The sequence below is a fragment of the Candidatus Binataceae bacterium genome (assembly GCA_035508495.1).
In the GTDB taxonomy this organism is placed as follows: domain Bacteria; phylum Desulfobacterota; class Binatia; order Binatales; family Binataceae; genus JASHPB01.
Genome location: DATJMX010000028.1, coordinates 91171 through 112065, shown reverse-complemented (window position 1 = coordinate 112065; position 20895 = coordinate 91171). Strand labels below are relative to the sequence as shown.

The window sequence follows — 20895 nt, the reverse complement described above, 5'->3', positions numbered from 1 at the left end:
CAGTTCGCGAGGTGATCGGCCATGCACACGCGCCCGAGCCTTCTCGCTTCAATCACGCTCACCGTCATTCCGTTCGCGGTTGCGCGAGCGGCTTTCGCCGAACCGCAGATCAAAGCGGCGACGCCCTCGATCGCGTCGCAAGCCGAGGCCTCGCGCGAGCTGCCGATGATCGCGCCGCAATCGGCGCCGTCGCCAAATGCGATGCTCGAGCTGGAGCCGCAGCCTCGCGAGGCGAAGGCGCCAGAGATAGATCAGCTCCCTGTCGATCGTATCTTCAAGCAGGCGCAGGCCGAGTCCGCGCCCAAGCCTGAGACAGCAGCGCATCAAAGCGGAACGATTCGGCGCCCGTATCTCGGCATCCGGGTGCAGTACACGACCAAGTGCTACCTCGGCATGGAGGAGAACGGGCTCGAAGTGATCAGCGTTTATCCCGGTGGTCCTGGCAGTGTCGGCGGGCTCAAGGGGATGACGCCGGTCAGCCCGCTCGGTGTGGTCGGTGGCGCACTTCTGGGACCGATCGCAGGTCTGCTTGAGCCCACTGGCGCGTTCGGCATGGATGGCGATCTGATCGTCGCGGTGGACGACGAGCGCGTGCGGAGCAAGGACGATCTCGACGCCGCGATGCTCAAGCTCAAGCCCGGCGACACGATGTACCTGACGATCATCCGGCCGCTGCCGGGTGGCAATCACAAAACGATGAAGATCGCGGTGAACATCGGGCGCGAGACGTTTGAAGTCGCGGCGAGTGCGCCGCCGCCTTCAAAAGTGTCCACGCCAGCGCCGGAATCCGAGGCGGAGAACTACGTGTACTGAGCGGCGATGCCAACACGCGGGCAAATCGTGATGAGCTTTGCGATCGCAAGCGTGCTTGCCGCGGCGAGTGGAGCTGCGCGCGGAGGCTCGGCGCAGAATCCCGCGCTGCCATCGATCGCGCCGCAATCGGAAGCCGTTGCGAAGGCGATCGCGCCCGCGCCGCAAGCCTTGGCGACTTCAGCACCGACGCTCGAACTTGAGCCGCAACCCGCGGTCTCTCCAAGGTCCGGAACTCGTGGCGAGCTAGCGGTCGATCGCGCGTTCAAGCAGTCGCAGGAGCGCGCCGCGCTCGATCGCAATTTCCATCCGCATCTCGAAGAACAGTTTGACCGGCAATATCGCGAATCGGCGCCGTACCTCGGTATCGAGGTCCAATACACCGCCAAGTGCTTCCGAGGGATGGAGGAACACGGTCTTGAAGTAATCAAGGTGCAGCCAAACGGTCCGGCAGCACACGCGGGCTTGCAGGCGCAGGATAACCAGCCGAAGATCCCATCGGATGATTTGATTGACCTTCTTCGACATACGATGGGTGGTGCGCAGGAGGGAGATCTAATTGTCGCGGTGGACGACGTGCGAATCCACGGCCGCGAGGATTGGGAAGCAGCGATCAGAAAACTGAGGCCCGGTGATACAGTTTACCTAACAGTGATTCGGCTTGTTCACCCAGGCGATCATCGCACCCTGAAAATCGCGGTGAGAGTGGGACGCACGCGCGTCGCAAAGCCGGTGAAGCCCGATAACCTGGGGCTCGGCAGACTCGCCGAGACTGGAACGTTCTCATACTGAGTCAAGACTCGCGGTCACGATCTTCACCACAACAATCCTGCTACTATGTGGCGTTGCCGCTGGCGATACGTGTCCGCGCGTGTTGCCCGCAGGCGGTTTTGCGTTTGGAGCTCGGAAATTTGCTGCGAAGTTTGAAAGATGCCGCCGGCGAATTAGTCGCTCGCCTCGATTCGAATCGGGAGCGGCGCTTCCCGATCATGGGACTGCGCGGCACGGCCAACGTGCTGATGCTGCGCGAAGCTGCGCTGAAAGTGCAGCGGCCGATCCTCGTCGTGACGTCGCTCGCGCGTGAGGCCGAGGCGCTCGCTGGCGAGGCGGCGCTCTTCCTCGACGAATCGCTGGAGAGCGATGCGGCCACGCGCCGCGTGCATCTGTTGCCGGCGTGGGAAGTGAAGCCATTCGCGCATCTGTCGCCCCCGCCTGACACTCAGGCTGAGCAACTCGCGGCGCTGTACGCCATCCTTCGCACCGAGGCGCCGATCGTGATCACGTCGGCTGAAGCGCTGATGATGCGGACGATGCCGCGCGCGATCTTCAACGACTCCGTGATCAAAGTCGCGGCGGCAGATCGGCTCGACCTCGAGCTGCTGGTCGAGATGCTTGCCAGCGCTGGCTATCAGCGCGTGCCGCAGACCGAGGAGCCGGGCGACTTCAGCGTGCGCGGCGGACTCCTCGATGTGTACTCGCCGCTCTATCGCGATCCGATGCGCATCGAGTTCGAGGATGACATCGTGACCTCGATTCGACATTTCGAGGCTGGCAGTCAGCGCTCTGCCGGCGAAATCAAGGAAGCGATAATCATCCGCGCGCGATTCGTGCCGCAGGCTGTCCTGCGCGATAAGCGTCTGCGCGACGACGTCGCGGTGCGTGCTGCCGATATCGGCATGGTACGCAAGGAAGCCGAGGAGATGGCCGAGACGTTGGAGAACGGGCTTCTCTTCCCAGGCGCGGAGTTCCTGATGCCGTTCGTGTACGGGCGCGCGCTCGACACGATTTTCGACTACCTGCCGCCGTCGACCATCGGATGGCTGATCGATCCCGGCCGCGTGGTCGCCGAAGCTTCGCGCTTCGAGGACACGATTTCCAAAGAAGCAGCGGCGGCGGCGGAGAAACCGCTCTTTCATCCGGCGCCGGAGTCGCTCTTTCTGGACACGGAGGAGATCGAGCATTCGCTTAATCAACTCACGGCGATCGAGGTCGGCTCACTCGTAACGATCATGTCGCCGCGCGAGGGATGGGCGCCGCCGATTGAGATCAGTTCGTCACCGAGCACGAAGCTCGGCAGCAATCATCTGTCCGGATCGCGCGCGCCGATCAGCTTCGAGCCGTTGGCTGATCAGCTCAAGGAAATTCAGCGCGGGCAGGGCAGGGCGCTGATGGTGGTCGAGGGACCGAACCAGGTCGCGCGGCTGCGGCGCCATCTCGAGGCCTACGACATCGCGGTCAACACTGAATGCCGCAGCTTCGCGGCGCTGCTCGAGTGGCCGGATTTTCGTCCGGCGATTTTCGAGGGCGAGATATCCGCAGGCACGGTGCTGCCCGAGGACGGTATCTTCGTCTACAGCGAAGAGGAGATTTTCGGCGAGCCGCGGGTGCGGCGCCGCTCGCGACCCACACCGAAGGCCGCGCTGCTCAACCTTGAAGAGCTGCGGCCCGAAGATTTCGTCGTTCATATCGATCACGGCATCGGGCGCTTCCGCGGCCTGAAGCATTTGAAGGTGGCCGATACCGAAGGCGATTTTCTTAATCTCGAATACGCCGGCAACGACACGATGTATCTGCCGGTCGAGCGCATCAACCTCGTCCAGCGTTACATCGGCTCGGATTCTGAGCCGCCGAAGCTCGATCGCCTGGGCAGCGGTTCGTGGGACAAGGTCAAACGCCGCACCAAGGAAGCAGTGCTCGCGATGGCGTCGGAGCTGCTCGAGGTTTACGCAGCCCGCGAAGTGCTCGAAGGGCACGCCTTTCCGCATCCGGGCCGCGACCTCGACGAGTTCAATGAGCGCTTCGAGTTTGAAGAGACTCCCGATCAACAAGCGGCTATCGACGACGTGCTGCGCGACTTGACGCGCAGCAAGCCGATGGATCGCCTGATTTGCGGCGACGCCGGCTTCGGCAAGACCGAGGTCGCGCTGCGCGCGGCGTTCGTCGCGGTGAACGACGGACGCCAGGTCGCCGTGCTGGTGCCGACGACGATTCTCGCCGAGCAGCACTGGAACACCTTCCGCGAGCGCTTCAAGGATTACCCGGTGCGAGTCGATATGGTCTCGCGCTTTCGCACCAGCAAGGAAATCAAGACGACGATCGAGGACCTCGCGCACGGCAAGGTCGATATCGTCGTCGGAACCCATCGCCTGCTCACGTCCGATGTGCAGTTCCCGCGCCTCGGCCTGCTCATCATCGACGAGGAGCATCGCTTCGGCGTCGCCGACAAGGAGCGGATTCGCAAGCTCAAGAAACTCGTGCCGGTGCTGACGATGACGGCGACGCCGATTCCGCGCACGCTGCACATGGCGATGCTCGGGATCCGCGATCTGTCGGTGATCCAGACGCCGCCGCCAGCGCGCCAGGCGATCCGCACCTTCGTCGCACATTTCGACGATGACACGATTCGCGACGCGATCCTGCGCGAGCTCAACCGCGGCGGACAGGTGTTCTTCGTTCACAATCGCGTCGAGAATATCCAGTACATGGCGCGGCATTTGCGCGCCCTCGTGCCCGAGGCCAAAACCGCCGTGGCGCACGGCCAGATGAAGGAGCGCGAGCTCGAAGACGTGATGCGCGACTTCATCGAGAAGCGCGTCAATGTGCTGGTGTGCTCGGCGATAATCGAATCGGGCCTCGACATTCCCAACGCCAACACGATGATTATCAACCGGGCCGATCATTTTGGGCTCGCGCAGCTCTACCAGTTGCGCGGCCGCGTCGGTCGCGCGCGGCAGAAGGCCTATGCCTACCTGCTGATTCCGGGCGAGCACATCATCACGCGCGACGCCAAGCAGCGGATCGACGCGCTGCGCGAGCTGGTCGAGTCGGAGAACGTCGGCGGAGGATTCAAGCTTGCGATGGCGGACCTCGAGCATCGCGGCGCCGGCAATCTGCTCGGGCGCGAGCAATCGGGGCAAATCGCGGCGGTCGGATTCGAGCTTTACACCGAGATGATGGAGCAGGCGATTGCCGAGTTGCGCGGGCAGCCGCCGCGTCCCGACTTCGAGCCCGAACTTCGGATCGGCGTACCGGCGTACATCCCCGACAGTTACGTCGAGGACGAAAACGAGCGCCTGGTGCTCTATCGGCGGCTCGCGCGCGCCGAAAACGAGACCGATCTCGACGAGCTCAAGGACGAGATGCGCGATCGCTTTGGTCCCGTACCCACACTGGTCGAGAACCTGATCGCGGCGATGAATATCCGGCGCCAGATGAAGCAGCTTCTCATCACGAGCGCGATCGCCAAGGGCAATCAGCTCGACGTGCGGTTCCATCCCGAAGCGCCGCTCGACACCGAGCGGCTGGTGAAGCTGGCGGAGCAGAATCGGCGCACGATGAAGCTGACGCCGACGTTCCAGGTTATCGTGCGAGTCGAACCCGGCGATTACGAGCAAACCTTCGCGCAGATGAACGGTATCTTGCAGGCCCTGGCAGCGTGTGAAAAATTGGAAAACTGGCCGGCGCAGCAATCTGGGCCGGTCCTCAATTGAATCGATGCCGTTAAATCGTAAGTGCTCGAAGCGTTGGTATCGCGCCGCCGTCGGCGTCGCTGCTGTCATTTTCTTTTTGGGTAACTATGCGCCGGTTCGCGCGCAGCAGGTTGTGAACGAGGTCGTCGCTTCGGTCGATGGCGATCCGATCACCGAGCGTGATGTCGAGGAATTCCTTTCCCAGCATGGAGAGTCGGTTGGCACCGATGATTTTCTCGATTCACCGATCGCACGCAAGGCGCTGAAGGCGCTCATTGACGAAAAGCTGCTCGAGGAAGAGCAGAAGAAATACGAGGACAAGGTCGATGAAGCGCAGGTCGATCGTTACATCGATCAGCTGCGGCAGGGGCAGCACATGACCGAGCAGCAGATGCGCGACTCGCTGCAACAGCAGGGCATCAGCTACGAGGATTTTCGCAAGCGCGCGCGCGACAACCTCGTCAAACAGGAGATGATCGAAGGTGAAGTCCGCGAGAAGATCAAGGTGAGCGACGCGGACATCGTGGCTTTCTACAATGAGCACAAGGAAGATGTCACCGTTAAGACCGAGCGCCTGCGGATTGCGCAAATTCTCGTTAGCGTGCCGGCCAACGCGACCGCTCAGCAGGACGCGGCCGCCAAGCGCAAAGCCGACGCAATTCGCGCGCAGATCATGAAGGGGATGGACTTCAACGACCTCGCGCTCAAGTACTCCGACGATGATTCCAAGACCAAGGGCGGCGAGCTCGGATGGTTCGAGCCGGGCGATATCAACGACGCGATCTTTGCCGCCATCAAGAACCTCAAGCCCGGCGACGTGTCGCCCGTGGTCCGCACCAAGTTCGGCTACCACATCATGAAGCTCGAGGCACACGAGATCCCCGGTCCGCGGCCGCTCTCCGAGGTTAAAGACAGTATCCGCGAAGAGCTGCAGAATGAGCGCATGCAGGCGCAACTGCAGAACTGGACCGAGACCGAGCTGATCAAGAAGCATTACGTCGAAACCGTCGACCCCAAACTCTTCGCAACCACCAAGTGAGCCGCGCTCGAAATGCTTCTCCGCTTATCGCGATCAGCATGGGCGATCCGGCGGGGATCGGCGCCGAGGTAATTCTCAAGGCCGCCGCCGCGCTCGAATCGAAACCGGGTGCGCCGCGCCTCGCTGTAATCGGCGATCTCGCGGCTATGCAATCCGCGGCGGAAAAACTGCGCGGCGTTCCCGAGCCGGTGGAAAATCAGAACGGCACGCATAACCAAAAGCATGGTCTGAGCGTTATCCCGATGAGCGAGCTTTCTTCGCGTGCGATGACGCCAGGCATGCCGACTGTTGAAGGCGGGGCGGCTTCGTTCGACTACGTCACGGCGGGAGTGAAGATGGCGCTGCGCGGCGAGGTCGATGCGCTCGTGACCGCGCCGATCAGCAAGGAATGGTGGGATCGCGCGGGGCATCATTATCCCGGTCACTCTGAGCTGCTGGCCGATCTCTCGCGGTCGAAGCGCTGGCGCATGATGTTTGGCGGCGGTCAACTTCGGGTCGCGCTGGTGACGGTGCATATGGGACTCGCCAAGGTTTCGGGGGCGCTGACGCAGAAGGGCGTGGCCGACACGATTCGCCTGCTCGCGGCGCATTTGCAGCATCCGCTCGGGCTCATGGGCCCGCGCATCGGGGTGCTCGGCTTCAATCCGCATGCGGGCGAGAACGGGCTCTTCGGCGACGAGGAAACGCGCATCATCGCACCCGCAATTCACCGCGTTCGGCGCGAAGGAATCGACGCCTTCGGTCCGCTTGCGCCTGACACGGCATTTATCCGGCATCAAGGAAAATTCAGGTTTGACGCGGCTGTGGCCATGTATCACGACCAGGGCTTGATCGCGCTCAAGACCTTGGAGTTTGATCGGGCGGTCAACGTGACGATCGGGTTGCCATTCATTCGCACTTCGCCCGATCATGGCACGGCGTTCGATATCGCTGGAAACGGGCAGGCCGATCCCTCGAGCATGCTCGCGGCGATCGAATACGCCGCGCGGGCTGCCACCAGCGGCGAGGCGCGGCGCGCGATTCAGAGGGCGTGATGGCGGACCGGATCATCATCAAGGGCGCGCGCGAGCACAATCTCAAGAACATCGACCTCGAGATCCCACGCGATAAACTCGTTGTCATTACCGGGCTCTCCGGCTCGGGCAAGTCTTCGCTCGCCTTCGACACCATCTACGCCGAGGGCCAGCGGCGCTACGTCGAATCGCTGTCGGCCTATGCGCGTCAGTTCCTCGAGCAGATGGAGAAGCCCGACGTCGATTCGATCGAGGGACTGTCGCCCGCGATTTCGATTGAGCAGAAGACGACCTCGCGCAACCCGCGCTCCACGGTCGGCACGATCACCGAAATATACGACTACCTGCGGCTCCTGTTCGCCCGCGTCGGTCACGCCTTCTGCTACAACTGCGGGCGCGAGATCACGCAGCAGAGCGTTCAGCAGATCGTCGATCGAATCATGTCGTGGCCCGACGGCGCGCGCCTGCACGTGCTCGCGCCGATCGTGCGCGATCGCAAGGGCGAGTACAAAAAAGAGCTGAGCGAGCTGCGCCGCGCGGGTTTCGTGCGGGTAAAGATCGACGGCAAGCTCACTGAGCTCGGCGAAGAGCCGGCGCTCAACAAGAATCTTCGTCACACGATTGAAGTCGTCGTTGACCGGCTCGCGATCCGATCCGGCATCCAGAAGCGGCTCGCCGATTCACTCGAAGTGGCATTCAAGTACGGACAGGACCTGCTCAAGGTCGAACGGCTCGACGGTCCCAAGAACGAGAGCGAGATCTATTTCAGCCAGCGCTTCGCCTGCGTCGAATGCGGCATCTCGTATCCTGAAATCACGCCGCGAATGTTCTCGTTCAACAGTCCGCACGGCGCATGCACCGAATGCTCCGGCATCGGATCGATCATGTACTTCGATCCCGAGCTCGTCGTGCAGAACGAAGAACTCAGCGTGTCGGACGGCGCGATCGCGCCGTGGGCGACGATGAACTACATGCAGCCGGTGCTTGAGGCGCTCGCCGCGCACTACAAGTTCAGCCTCGACCAGCCGTGGAAAACGATTGCGCCCAAGGTCCGCAAGGCGCTGATGAATGGCTCGGGCAGCGAGGAGATCGAGTTCGCGTACCAGCGCGGACATCATCGCGCCGAATACTCGCGCCCGTTCGAGGGCGTGCTGCAATGGCTCGACCGCCGCTACAAGGAGACGGAGTCCGAAGGTATCCGCGAGGTGCTCGAGGGCTACATGAACATGCGGCCCTGCCCGAGCTGCGGCGGCGCGCGCCTCAAGAAGGAAAGCCTGTTCGTCAGGTTCAATAACAAGTCAATTTCCGAAGTGACTGCGATGTCGATAAAGCTGGCGCTGCAGTTTTTCTTGGAGCCCAAGCTGAGCGCGCAGGAAGCGGAAATCGGCCGGCTAATCCTGAAGGAGATTCGCGAGCGGCTCAATTTTTTGGCTGACGTTGGCCTCGATTACCTGACACTCGATCGCACTTCAGGCAGTCTCTCGGGCGGCGAGGGCCAGCGCATCCGGCTGGCAACGCAGATCGGCTCGTCCCTGGTGGGCGTGCTCTACATTCTCGACGAGCCGTCGATCGGACTTCATCAGCGCGACAATCAGCGCCTGCTCTCGACGCTGAAGCGGCTCAAGCAGCTCGGCAATACGGTGCTGGTGGTCGAACACGATCGCGACACGATGCTCGAGGCGGATCACCTCATCGACATGGGTCCCGGCGCGGGAATCCACGGCGGCTACGTCGTCGCGGAGGGCACGCCCAAAGAAGTGATGCGCAACGCCGATTCGCTCACGGGAAAATATCTAGCGGGCACAGTTGAGATTCCCACGCCGTCGCGCCGCCGCCAGTTATCGTCGCGATGGCTGACAGTTAAGGGCGCGCGCGAAAACAATCTGCGCGATCTCACGGTCTCGGTTCCGCTCGGCGTTTTCACCTGCGTCACCGGAGTTTCGGGCTCGGGCAAATCGACGCTCGTCCTCGACACTATCTATCGCGCGCTCTCGCAGAAGCTGAATCACAGCCGCGAGCGCTCGGGCGCGTTCAAGACGCTCGAGGGTATCGAGCATCTCGACAAGGTGATTCACGTCGATCAGAGCCCGATCGGCCGCACGCCGCGCTCCAATCCTGCGACGTATACCGGCCTTTTCACCCATATCCGCGAGCTGTTTGCGCAACTGCCCGAGGCGCGCATGCGCGGCTACGGTCCCGGGCGTTTTTCGTTCAACGTCAAGGGCGGGCGATGCGAGGCGTGCGAGGGCGACGGCATCATTCGAATCGAGATGCACTTTCTGCCCGACGTTTACGTGACGTGCGAGGTATGTGGCGGCAAGCGCTACAATCGCGACACGCTCGAGATCCAGTACAAGGGCAAGAACATCGCCGAGCTGCTCAATATGACCGTACTCGACGCGGTTGAGTTCCTGGGCTCGGTGCCGCCGATTCGGCAGAAGCTGGAGACGCTGCGCGACGTCGGCCTCGACTACATCCACCTCGGCCAATCGGCGACGACGCTCTCAGGCGGCGAGGCCCAGCGCATCAAGCTCGCCAAAGAGTTGTCGCGCCGCGCCACGGGCCGCACACTCTACATCCTCGACGAGCCGACGACGGGTCTCCATTTCGACGACATCAAGCGCCTGCTCTCGGTGCTTGGCCGCCTCGCCGACACCGGCAACACGATCGTGGTGATCGAGCACAACCTCGATGTCATCAAGACCGCCGATTATGTGATCGACTTGGGCCCCGAAGGCGGCGACCGGGGCGGCACGATCGTGGCGAAGGGCACGCCGGAAGAAATCGCCACAGTGAAGGCCTCGCATACGGGCGAATTCCTGCGCCAGGTACTCAATCACAGAGCTGCGGCATAAGAAAAAGATCACCACGAAGGCACTAAGAAGAACCTTCGTGACTTTGTGTCTTTGTGGTGAGTATCCGCTGACTCGTCTGATCGTAGATAATTTTCTCGCCTACGACGCGTGCGAAGGTTGCCAGCACGTGAGGCTTCAGCTTGCCGTCGGGCAGGATGTGTTCGACGGTCCATCCGCGGATTGACATGTAGTCCGAGATGATTCTGCGGTGGCATCGCCACCACAGGCCTTCCGAGCACATGTATGCGAGGCGAACCTGCGCGGCTTTCTCACGCAGCTCGCTCAGGCCGCCTTCGAAGTCGGGTGTGTCGGCGTAGTCGGCGTACGATCTGAACGCCTCAAGTTCCCATGCGATGTGCGGTGAATCGTCGCGCTTGCTGTGCCGGCGACCGCCGAGCTGCTTCATCCAGACGTATTCGATCTGCGCGCGCGCGAGCGAGGCGGCGAGCTCCGCCTGATTGAACTGCGGCCAGCGGCGCGAGCTTGGATACGAGCGCACGTCTGCGACGCACGCGATGCGATGCTCGCCAAGCAGTTCGAGCAAGCGCTCAATCGGATGCGTCGAGTGACCGACGGTGAAAATCGTGCCGGCCGCTAACTCATTTTTGGGTTGCCGGCGCGTCGACGTTCTCCAGCTTCGCGGCTTTGATATCCGCCTCACTCTGATTCGCGACGACGATCAGATCGGCCGCATCGGGATGCAGATACTTGCGCGCGACATTCTGCACGTCTTCCTTCGTCACACCGCCGATCAACTTCGGATACTGGTCGGCATAGTCGAGGCCAAGGCCGTTCAGCTCGATGCCGAGCATGAAGCCTGTGATCTCGCTCTGGCGATCGATCGAGAGCGGGAAGCTGCCGATAAGAAATTTCTTGGCGTCCTCGAGCTCGGAGTCGCTGACGGGCTTTTCCTGGATCTCGCGCAACTGCTGCAGGATGATGCTGATTGTTTCGGTCGCGGTCTTGTTCTTGGTCTGCACGGAGATTCGGTATGAGCCCGGGAATTTGCCGGCATCGAGGTCGCTGTCGATCCCATACGCGAGGCCGTTTTTGCTGCGGACGATCTTCATCAGGCGCGATGAGAATTCGCCGCCGCCCAGGATGTAGTTCATCACCTTGAGCTTGTAGTAGTCGGGATTGGAGCGCGCGACGCCGTCGAAGCCGAGAATGATTGTGGCCTGCGCGACGTTGCGGTCGATCAGGCTCGGATGCAATCCGGCTGCGATCGGCGGGACGGTTGGCTCGGGCTGCGGCGTGACGGCGCCGGTTGGTCCCGTGAGATCCTTCTCGAGCATTGCCTTGATATCATCGGCAGTCACATCGCCCGTCACTGCAATCACCGCGCTGCCGAGCTTGTAGTGATCGCGATAGAAGCTGCGAACGTCGTCGGGCGTGAGCTTGGAGGCCGATTCCTCGGTGCCGTTGATCGGATGGCCGTAGGGAGTGTTACCGAAGACCGCTTTTTCGAAAGCGACGCTCGCAACGTAGTTAGGCTGCTCCTCGGCGGCGCGAATCTGCGCGACAGTTTCGCCGCGCCGCCGCTCGATATCGGTTTCACGCAGGCCGGGAGTCGCGATGGCTCCCGCGAGCAGTGCGAGGGTTTGGTCGAGGTACTTTTTGAGCGTCGTCATGCCCGCGATCGCATAGTCGCGGTCGGCGCTGATACCGATCGAGCTGCCCATGAAATCGACCTTCTGGTCGAACTGCTCGACGGTAAGATCCTTAGTGCCCTGCGAAAGCGAATGCGCGGTCAAAGCCGCAAGCCCGGCCTTGCCTTCAGGATCGCGCCGTGCGCCGGCGTCGAACGCAATCGAAATCGTCACCATCGGAAGCTGATGCGATTCCGATACGAGCAGCACGGCGCCGTTGCTCAGCGTCATCCGCTTGATTTCGATCGCATCGGCGCGTGCCGACAGCATCAGCAGTGTCAGCGCGGCGAGAGCCGCGAACGTGGTCTTCATCGTAATCGATCGCACGCCGCTCATTGCACCACCTCGCCCGCCGCCACCGGGAAGCCCGGCGCATGACGCAGCTGACCTCCGCTCATTCCTCCGCCACCGTGCGGCAAGATGCCGGTTGGCACGAGTTGACCGTTGGTCCGATTAGTCGCGACGAGGTACTGCTTCACCACGCGTTGAACATCGGCGGCAGTGACCTTGTCGATGCTCGGCAGATACTGATCGATGAGATGATAGTCGCCCATCAACTCGTACCGTCCGAGCAGCATCGCCTCGTTGAGCACGGAGTCCTGTCCGAAGACGAATTCCGCCTGCTCGAGGTTCTTGGCCTTCTGCAGCTCGTCGGCCGCGGGCATTGCCGCCGCCAATGCGCTGAGCTGGTTTTCAGTCTCGGCCATCACGTCATCGAGTTTCACGCCGGGCCGAATCTGCGCGCTGACAACGAAGAGCCCCGGGTCGAGTGACGTCATGTCATAGCCGGCGCCGATATCGACGACCATCCGCTTGTTGATCACGAGGTCCTTGTAGAGCCGCGAGCTCTTGCCGTCGGACAAAATCTCCGACGCGATTTCGAGCGGGAACGAATCCGCGCTCTTGTAGTTGGGGACATGATAGGCCCACTCGAAAGCGGGCAGGTTGGCCGCGTGACGAACGTCGATATGCCGCTCGCCGTCCTGCGGCGGCTCGACCTCGGTGACGGGCGGCGGCTTCGCGCCATTCTTGATACTGCCGAAGGCCTCGCTGATCTGCTTGAGCACCTGGTGCGCGTCGAAATCGCCGACTGCGACGATGATCGCGTTCTGCGGCGAATAGTAGATGCTGTGATAGTTGTAGGCGTCCTGCAGCGTCAGCCCGGAAACATCGTGGAACCATCCGATTACCGGCCAATGGTACGGATGGGCGACGTAGGCCTGCGAGCGCACCATTTCATCGAGGGCATCCTCGGGATTGTCCTCGGTGCGCATCCTGCGCTCTTCGAGCACGACGGCCTTTTCCTGCTCGAACTGCTTGGGCGCGAAATTCGCCATCCGATCAGCCTCGAGCGAGATCGGCACGTCGAAGTGATTCTTGTTGATCATCTCGAAGTAGTCGGTCAGGTCGTATTCGGTGAACGCGTTATCCATCCCGCCGTTGTCCTGGATGATCTGCGAGAACTGCTCGGGCTGAAGCTTCTTGGTGCCCTTGAACATCAGATGCTCGAGCAGATGGGAGAGGCCAGTCTTGCCGAACTGCTCGTTGCGTGAGCCGACGCGATAAAAAATGTTGAGCGTTGCGACGGGCGCCTTGTGATTTTCGAGCACCAGCACTCGCGTGCCGTTGGGCAGCGTCTCGGTTTGAACGGCGTCGGAAATTCCGGCGAAAGCGTTGGCCAAGGGCGCAAGTATCGCGAGCGCCGCCATAACCGCGATCAGCAGGAACCGGCGGTGATTGCCAGATAAAAGGATGTACATGATTTTCCTTAATTGAAGGCCGGAGGCGCTAAGCAAGTCAAGAAAGTTTAGAGCGTTCGATCGCGCGCCACGTTAGTTAAATTGCAAGTTAAATTGCATCGGGACGCTGGTCTTTGTAACGTAATTTTACCCATGGACCAGATTGCCGAGAAGCCACAGGAACTTTACGCGATCAAAGGGATGCTGACGAAGTTCATGCGGATGTTGTTCCCGCTTGAGTTTCGCATCGATTCGGTGCAGAACGCGGCGCCCTCGTTGCCGTTTCATTATCCGCTGATGCCCGGCGAGATGATCTATCTGCCCGAGCGGCTGGAATCGTTCTCTCCCGAGGCGAAGGCTTTCGACTACTACCTCGTCACCAGCGCCCATCTGGCGGCGCGGCACGATTTCGGCACCTTCAAGCTCAAGCTCGCGGATATCAAGGGCTTCGAAGATCGCGGCGAGACAGGAGTCGAGGCGATCGACAGCTTCGTCGCGTCGTTCGACGATCCCGGTCTCGCGGGCGCGCTCATGCGCCTGGCGGAATCGGCGCGAATCGACGCGGAGCTCTCGCGGCGGTATCGCGGGCTCGCGCCGCGCATCACCAGCTTCAATCGCGCGCTGCTCGGCAGGATGCATCCGGATTCGCTCTCCACGATGCTCGTGCGGGCGTCGCTCGATCTCGCGCGCGAGGACGAGATACCGCATCCGTTCGTGATGATGGCGTCGTCGTACTTCGCTCCCGTGCGCGAGACCGGCGCAGGCGTGATGACCAGCGTTCACCAGGTCGGCGCGATGTACGAATGGCTCCAGGAGCTGATTCGCCAGGCGCAGGAAGCGGGCGACGGCGAAGGCCTCAGCGAAGAAGCCGCGCGCATGCGCAATGATCTGATCAAGGGCATGAAGGGCGCGGAATCCGCCGAGGGTCAGGCCGATTCGGACGGCGATGGCGGTGAAGACGGCGGCGAGCCCGATCAGAATGTCAACATGGAAGCCTCGGGCAAGCAGTCCAAGGGCGGCAAGAGCCGCGCGCTCTCGCCCGAGGAATTGCGCAAGCTGATCGAGTCAGGTGCGGAACTGAAACCCTCGCAAAGCGACGGCAATGCCGAAGGCGAGGGCATGTATCTCACGCAGCTCACCAACAAGCAGATGAGCGAGCTTGAGCAGATGCGCGAGCAGCTCGGCGAGATCGGTCCGATGACGGCGCAAGGCCGCCTGATGATCGCGCGCGGCAAACAGGACTCCTACTACGCCTACGACGAATGGGATTACGTGCTCGGCGACTATCGCCGCAGCTGGTGCCGGCTGCGCGAGATGCAACTCTCCGGCGACGACGGCGATTTTTACGCCAACACGCTGCTCAAGTACTCCGACCTGCTGCCGGTGATCCGCCGCAACTTCCAGCGTATTCGGCCGGCGTCGTACCGCATGGTACGCGGACTCGAAGACGGCGAGGAAATCGATATCGATCGTACCATCGAGTCGCGCGTGGCGCGGCGGATGGGCGAAGTTCCCGACGGGCGCGTATATAAGGCGCGCAAGAAAGAAGCGCGCGACGTCGCGACGCTGTTCCTGCTCGATATGTCGGCCTCGACCGATGAGCCGATCCATCGCGAGCCCCGCAGCTACGCCGAGGATGACGACACCGCCGATGATTGGATGAAAGCGTGGCAGCGCCGGCCGCAGAATTCACAGCGCCCGCGCCGCATCATCGACGTGAACAAGGAAGCGCTCGTGATCATGGCGCAATCGCTCGAGGAGCTCGGCGATTCGTACGCGATCATGGGCTTCTCAGGCCACGGCCGCGACAATGTCGAGTTCTACGTAATTAAGGAATTCGACCAGGAGCTGTCCGACGAAGTGAAGGCCCGAGTCGGCGCTGTCGAGCCGAAGCGCTCGACGCGGATGGGCGCGGCGATTCGCCACGTGCGCGAGAAATTCAAGGATGTTTCATCGCGGGCCAAGCACGTGATCCTGCTGAGCGACGGCTTCCCGCAGGACTTCGACTACGGCCACGATCGACGCTCGAACGCCTACGGCATCCAGGACACGATGGTCGCGCTGAAGGAGCTCGAGCTGGCGGGCGTAATGCCGTTCTGTATCACGGTCGACAAGACCGGCCACGACTACCTGCGCCAGATGTGCCAGTCGTCGCGGTACCTGGTGATCGACGATATCGCCTCGCTGCCGCGCCAATTGCCGAAGGTCTACGAGCAAGTCGTCCGCTGGTAGCAGGTCCTTCGGCACGAACGCTCGCGCGTTAGCAAGGGGATCAGAAAAAAGGAAGGCGCGCAGCGCTTCCTCTTTCCTGATGCGGCGCTCGGCGGTCGACGGACCCTCGATTGACGGAGACCCACAGCCTATCCCGTGTGCGGCTTCCGCCTGCGGCGTCAGCCGCGGGCGAGGTTATTCACGGCTTCGCCGCACAGTGGCAGAGGCTCCGGGGGTTATTCGGTAATCCGCAGATCGTGGCCGGTCATTTCGGATGGCTTCTTAACACCCAACATCGCGAGAAGCGTGGGCGCTACGTCTGACAGGGTGCCGCCGTCCTTGAGGTGTCCTTTGAACTTCGGATCGTAAAGAATCAGCGGAACTGGATTGGTTGTATGCGCAGTATGCGGCTGGCCAGTCGCTGGATCGGCCATGAACTCCGCGTTGCCGTGATCGGCGGTGATCAGCGCTACGCCGCCGCGCTTTTCGAGCGCATCGATCACGATTCCGAGCGCGATGTCGCTGGTCTCGACCGCCTTCACGGTCGCGTCGTACATGCCGGTATGGCCGACCATGTCTGGATTGGCGAAGTTCATGACGACGACGCCGAAGCGTCCCGACGCGATCTCCTCGGCGGCGCGCTTTGCGATTTCGATCGCGCGCATCGTCGGCTCGAGGTCGTAGGTCGCGACCTTCGCTGACGGAATGAGTACGCGCTCTTCGAGCGGAAACGGTTTCTCGACACCGCCGTTCAGAAAATACGTGACGTGAGCGTACTTCTCAGTCTCAGCGACGCGCAGGTTGCTGATCCCGTCGTGTGCGAGAACCTCGGCGAGAGTATTGCGGATATCCTCGGGACCGAACGCGAGCGGCAATCCAAATGATCGGTCATATTCGGTCAGACACACGTAACCGATTTTGGGCACTCGCGAACGCTTGAAGCCCTTGAAGTCGGCGAGCGCAATTGCTGACGTAAGCTCGCGCGCGCGATCGGCGCGGAAGTTGTAGCACACGACCTGATCGCCGTCCTGCATCGGCGACGGCGCGCCGATCACGTGAGGCTCAACGAATTCGTCACCCTTGTCAGCGGCGTATGATTTCTCAACCGCCTCGCGCGCCGACGCCGCCGCGATTCCATCCGCCTCGACGATTGCGCGCCACGCGCGTTCGACGCGATCCCATCGCTTATCGCGATCCATCGCGTAGTAGCGTCCGCTCACCGTCGCGATTCGGCCGCATCCGATTTGCTTCAGCTTGGCCTCGGTCGCGTCGATGAACGGCAGCGCCGAGCGGGGAGGCTTGTCGCGCCCGTCGAGCACTGCGTGAACAGCGATCTTCTGAAGTCCCTCGCGCGCCGCGAGTTCGAGCAGCGCGAACATGTGATCGATATGGCTATGGACGCTGCCGTCGGACAGAAGGCCCCATACGTGGAGCGTCTTGCCGGCGGACTGAGCGGCGCGAATCGCGGCGAGCAAAACCTCGTTGCGCGCGAAGGCTCCCGTCTCGATCGCCTTGGTGATGCGCATCACGTCCTGGTAGATGACGCGGCCCGAGCCGATCGTCAGGTGACCGACTTCGGAGTTGCCCATGATTCCGGGCGGCAGTCCGACCGCCTCGCCCGAGGCGTCGATTCCGCTATGCGCCTGCGTTGCCCACAGGCGATTCATCACGGGCGTTTTCGCATTCGCGATCGCGTTGGACTCGAGCGCATCGCGCAGGCCCCATCCGTCAAAAATGATCAGCGCAGCAACCGGTGGACGCGCGCTCATCAAGCCTTACCGCCGCGCTTGAACACGCTGGTGCCGGGATACTTCGCCTCTGTGCCGAGCTCTTCCTCGATCCGAAGCAGCCGGTTGTACTTCGCGATTCGCTCGCTGCGACTCATTGAGCCGGTCTTGATTTGTCCGACGCCAGTCGCGACGGCGAGGTCGGCGATCGTCGTGTCCTCGGTTTCGCCCGAGCGGTGCGAGATCACCGATGTGTATCCCGCCTTGCGCGCGATCTCGATCGCGGTGAGCGTCTCGCTGAGAGTGCCGATCTGGTTGACCTTGATCAGGATCGAGTTGGCGACATGCTCCTTGATCCCGCGCTCGAGCCGCTTCGGATTGGTGACGAAGATGTCGTCGCCGACCAGTTGCGTCGATGCGCCGAGCGCGCTGGTCAGCTCCTGCCATCCGTCCCAATCGTCCTCGGCGAGACCGTCTTCGATCGAGATGATCGGGTACTTCTTGAGCCACGCCGCATAGAACTCCACCATCTGCGCCGCGTCGTGAGTGCTCTTGTCCGAACGCGAGAAAACGTAGTTGCCGCCGTCGAAGAACTCGGATGACGCCGGGTCAAGCGCGATTGACATGTCGACACCGGGTCTGTAGCCGGCGTTGCCAATCGACTGGAGAATCAGCTCGATCGGCTCCTCGTTGTTCTTGAGGCTGGGAGCATAGCCGCCTTCGTCGCCGACGTTGGTCGAATGCCCGAGTTTTTTCAGCAGGCTGCCGAGCGCGTGGAAAACCTCGGAGCCCATCCTGATTGCCTCGGCGAAAGTCGGCGCGCCATGCGGCACGATCATGTACTCCTGCATATCGACGCTGGAGTCGGCGTGGCTGCCGCCGTTAAGCACGTTCATCATCGGCACGGGCAGGATGTGTCCGCCCGGATTGAGATGACGATAGAGCGGCACGCCTTTCGCCGCCGCAGCCCCATGCGCCGCGGCGAGCGACACACCCAGGATCGCATTGGCACCCAGCTTGGATTTGTTCTCGGTGCCGTCGAGCGCGAGCAGCGTGTTGTCGAGCTCGGCCTGCGCGGCGGCGTCGGCGCCCTTGAGTTTCGGCGCGATGACCGTGTTCACGTTAGCGACGGCCTTGCGCACGCCCTTGCCGCCGTAGCGTTTCTTGTCACCGTCGCGCAGCTCGAGTGCCTCGTGCACTCCGGTCGATGCGCCCGAAGGAACGGCGGCGCGTCCGAGCACGCCGCCGACGAGGAGCACATCAACTTCAATCGTGGGATTACCGCGAGAGTCGAGAATCTCCCGCGCCTTGATTTCGGCAATTTCCGCCTTTGCTGCCATCGATCCGCCTCTTCGAGGGTAAATGAAAAGGGCATTCTAAGGCGAATCGCATATGAAGTCACGGTCGCTGCGGCTTCATGGGCGAAGCATTGCGGCTCGGTGTGGCTTACCTTTCCACCGCCATCGCGCTCCTTGCTGCGGCAAGCTACAGCCGACTCGCTACGGCTTCTGGTGCGGATTCCCGAGGTACGGAAACTGGCGCAGCGTGTCGGTATGCGGCTTGAGACCGGTTGGTGGACATTGGCTCTTGGTTAAAAATGCAATCCGATAGTTAATCACGTCGTCGGTGAACACACGTCCGTTCGGATATTGCGCGGGCTGCGACGGATCGAAAGTGAGGACATCTGGAAGGGTGCCTTCCTTGTCGATCGCCGCGATCGCCTCGTCGCGCGTGTAGTTGCCGGTGTGACCCATCAGATGGACGAACTGATCGAGCCATCGCTTGCGATCATTCACAGGCTCGCTGGCGTTGTACTCTAGCTTGGTATCGTCGGTATTGAAGAAGCTGCTGACACTCGGATGGCCCGCGCGATCGACGTGAAGCAGTTGACCGTTCTGGCGCACGCTGCATCGTCCCCAGATGTGAAGCTTGGCCTTGGCCGCGAGCTCGCTCGTCGGCAGCTCGACCGCAGTCGAGAACACGTTCGCCGTGGTGTTTGAATCGACGCCCGTCCAGGGCGATTTGCCGCCGAGATGAGGCTCGGTGAAATTGCGCTTGCCGCGGGTATCGAACAGGTTCTTGATTCCGTCGAAATCGAAGAAGAACGCGTCACTGCGGCTGCCGGCGAAAAATTTGTAGCCGCCTGCGGTGACGATATTCGGCGGCAGGTTGAAAGAAACCTCGGCGCCGGTCACGACGCGCGTTCCCACCGCTTCCGGCGAGCGCGAGTCGGAACCTTTCGCGACAAAAACGTCGAAAGTCTGGCGCCCCGCGTTAGGTTTCGAAAACACGTAGCTGATGGCGAGGTCTGTGAGATAGTCGCCATCGGTGTCGATATTGACCCGATAGATAGCGTCGGGATGGAGCGCATCGGCGGTTGGATTCGCATTGAGAATTATCGCGGTGCGGTTGGGATCGGTGGGCGACTGGAAGGCGTAGAGGTCGCAGAGATCGAGCCGCTGATCGCCCAGCGGCGGGCCGAGACTTAGTCCGGTAAAATGGTTCGACATGCCCTTGTCTCCCGCGCGGATGTAAATCTGCTCTCAACGTAGCGCGGTGGCGGCTTAGTGCAAAATTGATTTTGCCGTCACGACCACTGGCCGAGATAGCGCACCGGGATCGGCGTTTCGAGGACTTCGGTGCCGCGGCGATGCACTCTGAATGCGCGCGCTTTTGGGCGCGATGAGACGGCTTCTTTTAATCGCGATCCGACGAAATGCAGAGCAACGCCGTCGTCCGCCGCGTAGGTCGATTTGAATCCGCGCGCCACGAGGCGGCGAAGAACGGCTCGGCGCGCTGGCTCGCCATCGTAATGCGGGCAGCATGCGCCGCGGATGAAGCCGAGGCCCTCGTTGAGTGCGCGATAGGGCATGCCGAATGAATCGGTGAGGCCATCCTCGAACCAGCAGATCGCGCCCGCGCTGATTCCGGTCATCACGACGCCGCTGTGCCATGCCGCGCGCAGGATTCGATCGAGGCGGTGCAGACGCCATATCGCGAGCGCATTCGCGGTCGAGCCTCCTCCGACGTAGATGACATCCTGCTCGAGGAGGAAGGCGCGCAGATCGCGGACCGTGCGCTCGAAGAATCGCAGGTGCGTCGCGTCGGCGCGCGAAGGCGAAAACGCCTCGTGGAAGCGGCGCACGTAGGTATCGCTATCGCCGCTGGCGGTGCCGAGAAAGCATACGCGCGGGCGCTTACGCCGCCGCGCCAGGCCGAGGACAAAATCATCCAGGAGCGGATTCTCGGGCTCCATCGAAAACCCGCCACCTCCCATGGCGACAATGTGCGATTCAGGCATGACTAGTAGTTACATAATCGACGACCATTCTGGAATCCCTCTCCCTGGTCAGGGATAGGGACTCCAGAAGACCGGAGTGTCG

Annotated in this window: 14 protein-coding genes; 7 read left to right on the top strand and 7 right to left on the bottom strand. The window is 61.9% G+C overall.

The genetic code is table 11. The features are described 5' to 3' along the window. Positions 1-21: 21 nt before the first annotated feature. From VMA09_09875 to uvrA, 6 genes are all read left to right on the top strand, one after another. Entirely contained in the window at positions 22-813 is a 792-nt protein-coding gene (locus tag VMA09_09875) for a PDZ domain-containing protein (protein HUA33901.1), read from the top strand. A gap of 6 nt (positions 814-819) precedes the next feature. Continuing rightward, positions 820-1602: a PDZ domain-containing protein gene (locus VMA09_09870; protein HUA33900.1), complete on the top strand. Its 783-nt coding sequence runs from the start codon at positions 820-822 to the stop codon at positions 1600-1602. A 119-nt stretch (positions 1603-1721) separates the two neighbouring features. Next, a complete protein-coding gene (mfd, locus tag VMA09_09865; protein ID HUA33899.1) occupies positions 1722-5300 on the top strand; it encodes a transcription-repair coupling factor in 3579 nt (1192 codons plus the stop codon). A gap of 4 nt (positions 5301-5304) precedes the next feature. After that, positions 5305-6318 carry a peptidylprolyl isomerase gene (locus tag VMA09_09860; protein HUA33898.1) on the top strand — a complete coding sequence of 338 codons (1014 nt, stop codon included), beginning with the start codon at positions 5305-5307 and terminating at the stop codon, positions 6316-6318. Between the two features lie 38 nt (positions 6319-6356). After that, positions 6357-7352 (top strand): 4-hydroxythreonine-4-phosphate dehydrogenase PdxA, encoded by a 996-nt coding sequence (gene pdxA / locus VMA09_09855; GenBank protein HUA33897.1) that lies wholly within the window; start codon positions 6357-6359, stop codon positions 7350-7352. Further along, a complete protein-coding gene (gene uvrA / locus VMA09_09850; protein ID HUA33896.1) occupies positions 7352-10186 on the top strand; it encodes an excinuclease ABC subunit UvrA in 2835 nt (944 codons plus the stop codon). Before pdxA ends, uvrA begins: the two co-directional genes overlap by 1 nt. Before the next feature lie 22 nt (positions 10187-10208). Here the strand turns inward: uvrA and VMA09_09845 are convergent, their stop codons facing one another. The 3 genes from VMA09_09845 to VMA09_09835 are packed head-to-tail and all read right to left on the bottom strand — an operon-like array spanning position 10209 to position 13595. After that, the gene (locus VMA09_09845) at positions 10209-10730 is read right to left on the bottom strand and encodes a DUF488 domain-containing protein (protein HUA33895.1); all 522 of its coding nucleotides are present in this window, start codon (positions 10728-10730) and stop codon (positions 10209-10211) included. Between the two features lie 55 nt (positions 10731-10785). Further along, the gene (locus tag VMA09_09840) at positions 10786-12171 is read right to left on the bottom strand and encodes a pitrilysin family protein (protein ID HUA33894.1); all 1386 of its coding nucleotides are present in this window, start codon (positions 12169-12171) and stop codon (positions 10786-10788) included. Beyond that, a complete protein-coding gene (locus VMA09_09835; GenBank protein ID HUA33893.1) occupies positions 12168-13595 on the bottom strand; it encodes a pitrilysin family protein in 1428 nt (475 codons plus the stop codon). Before VMA09_09835 ends, VMA09_09840 begins: the two co-directional genes overlap by 4 nt. Before the next feature lie 132 nt (positions 13596-13727). Here VMA09_09835 and VMA09_09830 point away from each other — a divergent pair, with 132 nt between their 5' ends. Beyond that, positions 13728-15806 carry a VWA domain-containing protein gene (locus VMA09_09830; protein HUA33892.1) on the top strand — a complete coding sequence of 693 codons (2079 nt, stop codon included), beginning with the start codon at positions 13728-13730 and terminating at the stop codon, positions 15804-15806. Positions 15807-16021: 215 nt separating this feature from the next. Here VMA09_09830 and gpmI read toward each other — a convergent pair whose 3' ends face one another. The 4 genes from gpmI to VMA09_09810 form a co-directional block, all read right to left on the bottom strand. Further along, positions 16022-17554, bottom strand: coding sequence for a 2,3-bisphosphoglycerate-independent phosphoglycerate mutase (gene gpmI, locus VMA09_09825; protein HUA33891.1), 1533 nt, complete (start codon positions 17552-17554; stop codon positions 16022-16024). Further along, a complete protein-coding gene (gene eno / locus VMA09_09820; protein HUA33890.1) occupies positions 17554-18852 on the bottom strand; it encodes a phosphopyruvate hydratase in 1299 nt (432 codons plus the stop codon). Before eno ends, gpmI begins: the two co-directional genes overlap by 1 nt. A 159-nt stretch (positions 18853-19011) precedes the next feature. After that, complete coding sequence (locus VMA09_09815) at positions 19012-20022, bottom strand: DUF4331 family protein (protein ID HUA33889.1); 1011 nt, start codon at positions 20020-20022, stop codon at positions 19012-19014. 77 nt (positions 20023-20099) lie between these two features. Next, positions 20100-20813, bottom strand: coding sequence for a peptidase E (locus VMA09_09810; protein ID HUA33888.1), 714 nt, complete (start codon positions 20811-20813; stop codon positions 20100-20102). Between the last annotated feature and the right edge of the window lie 82 nt (positions 20814-20895).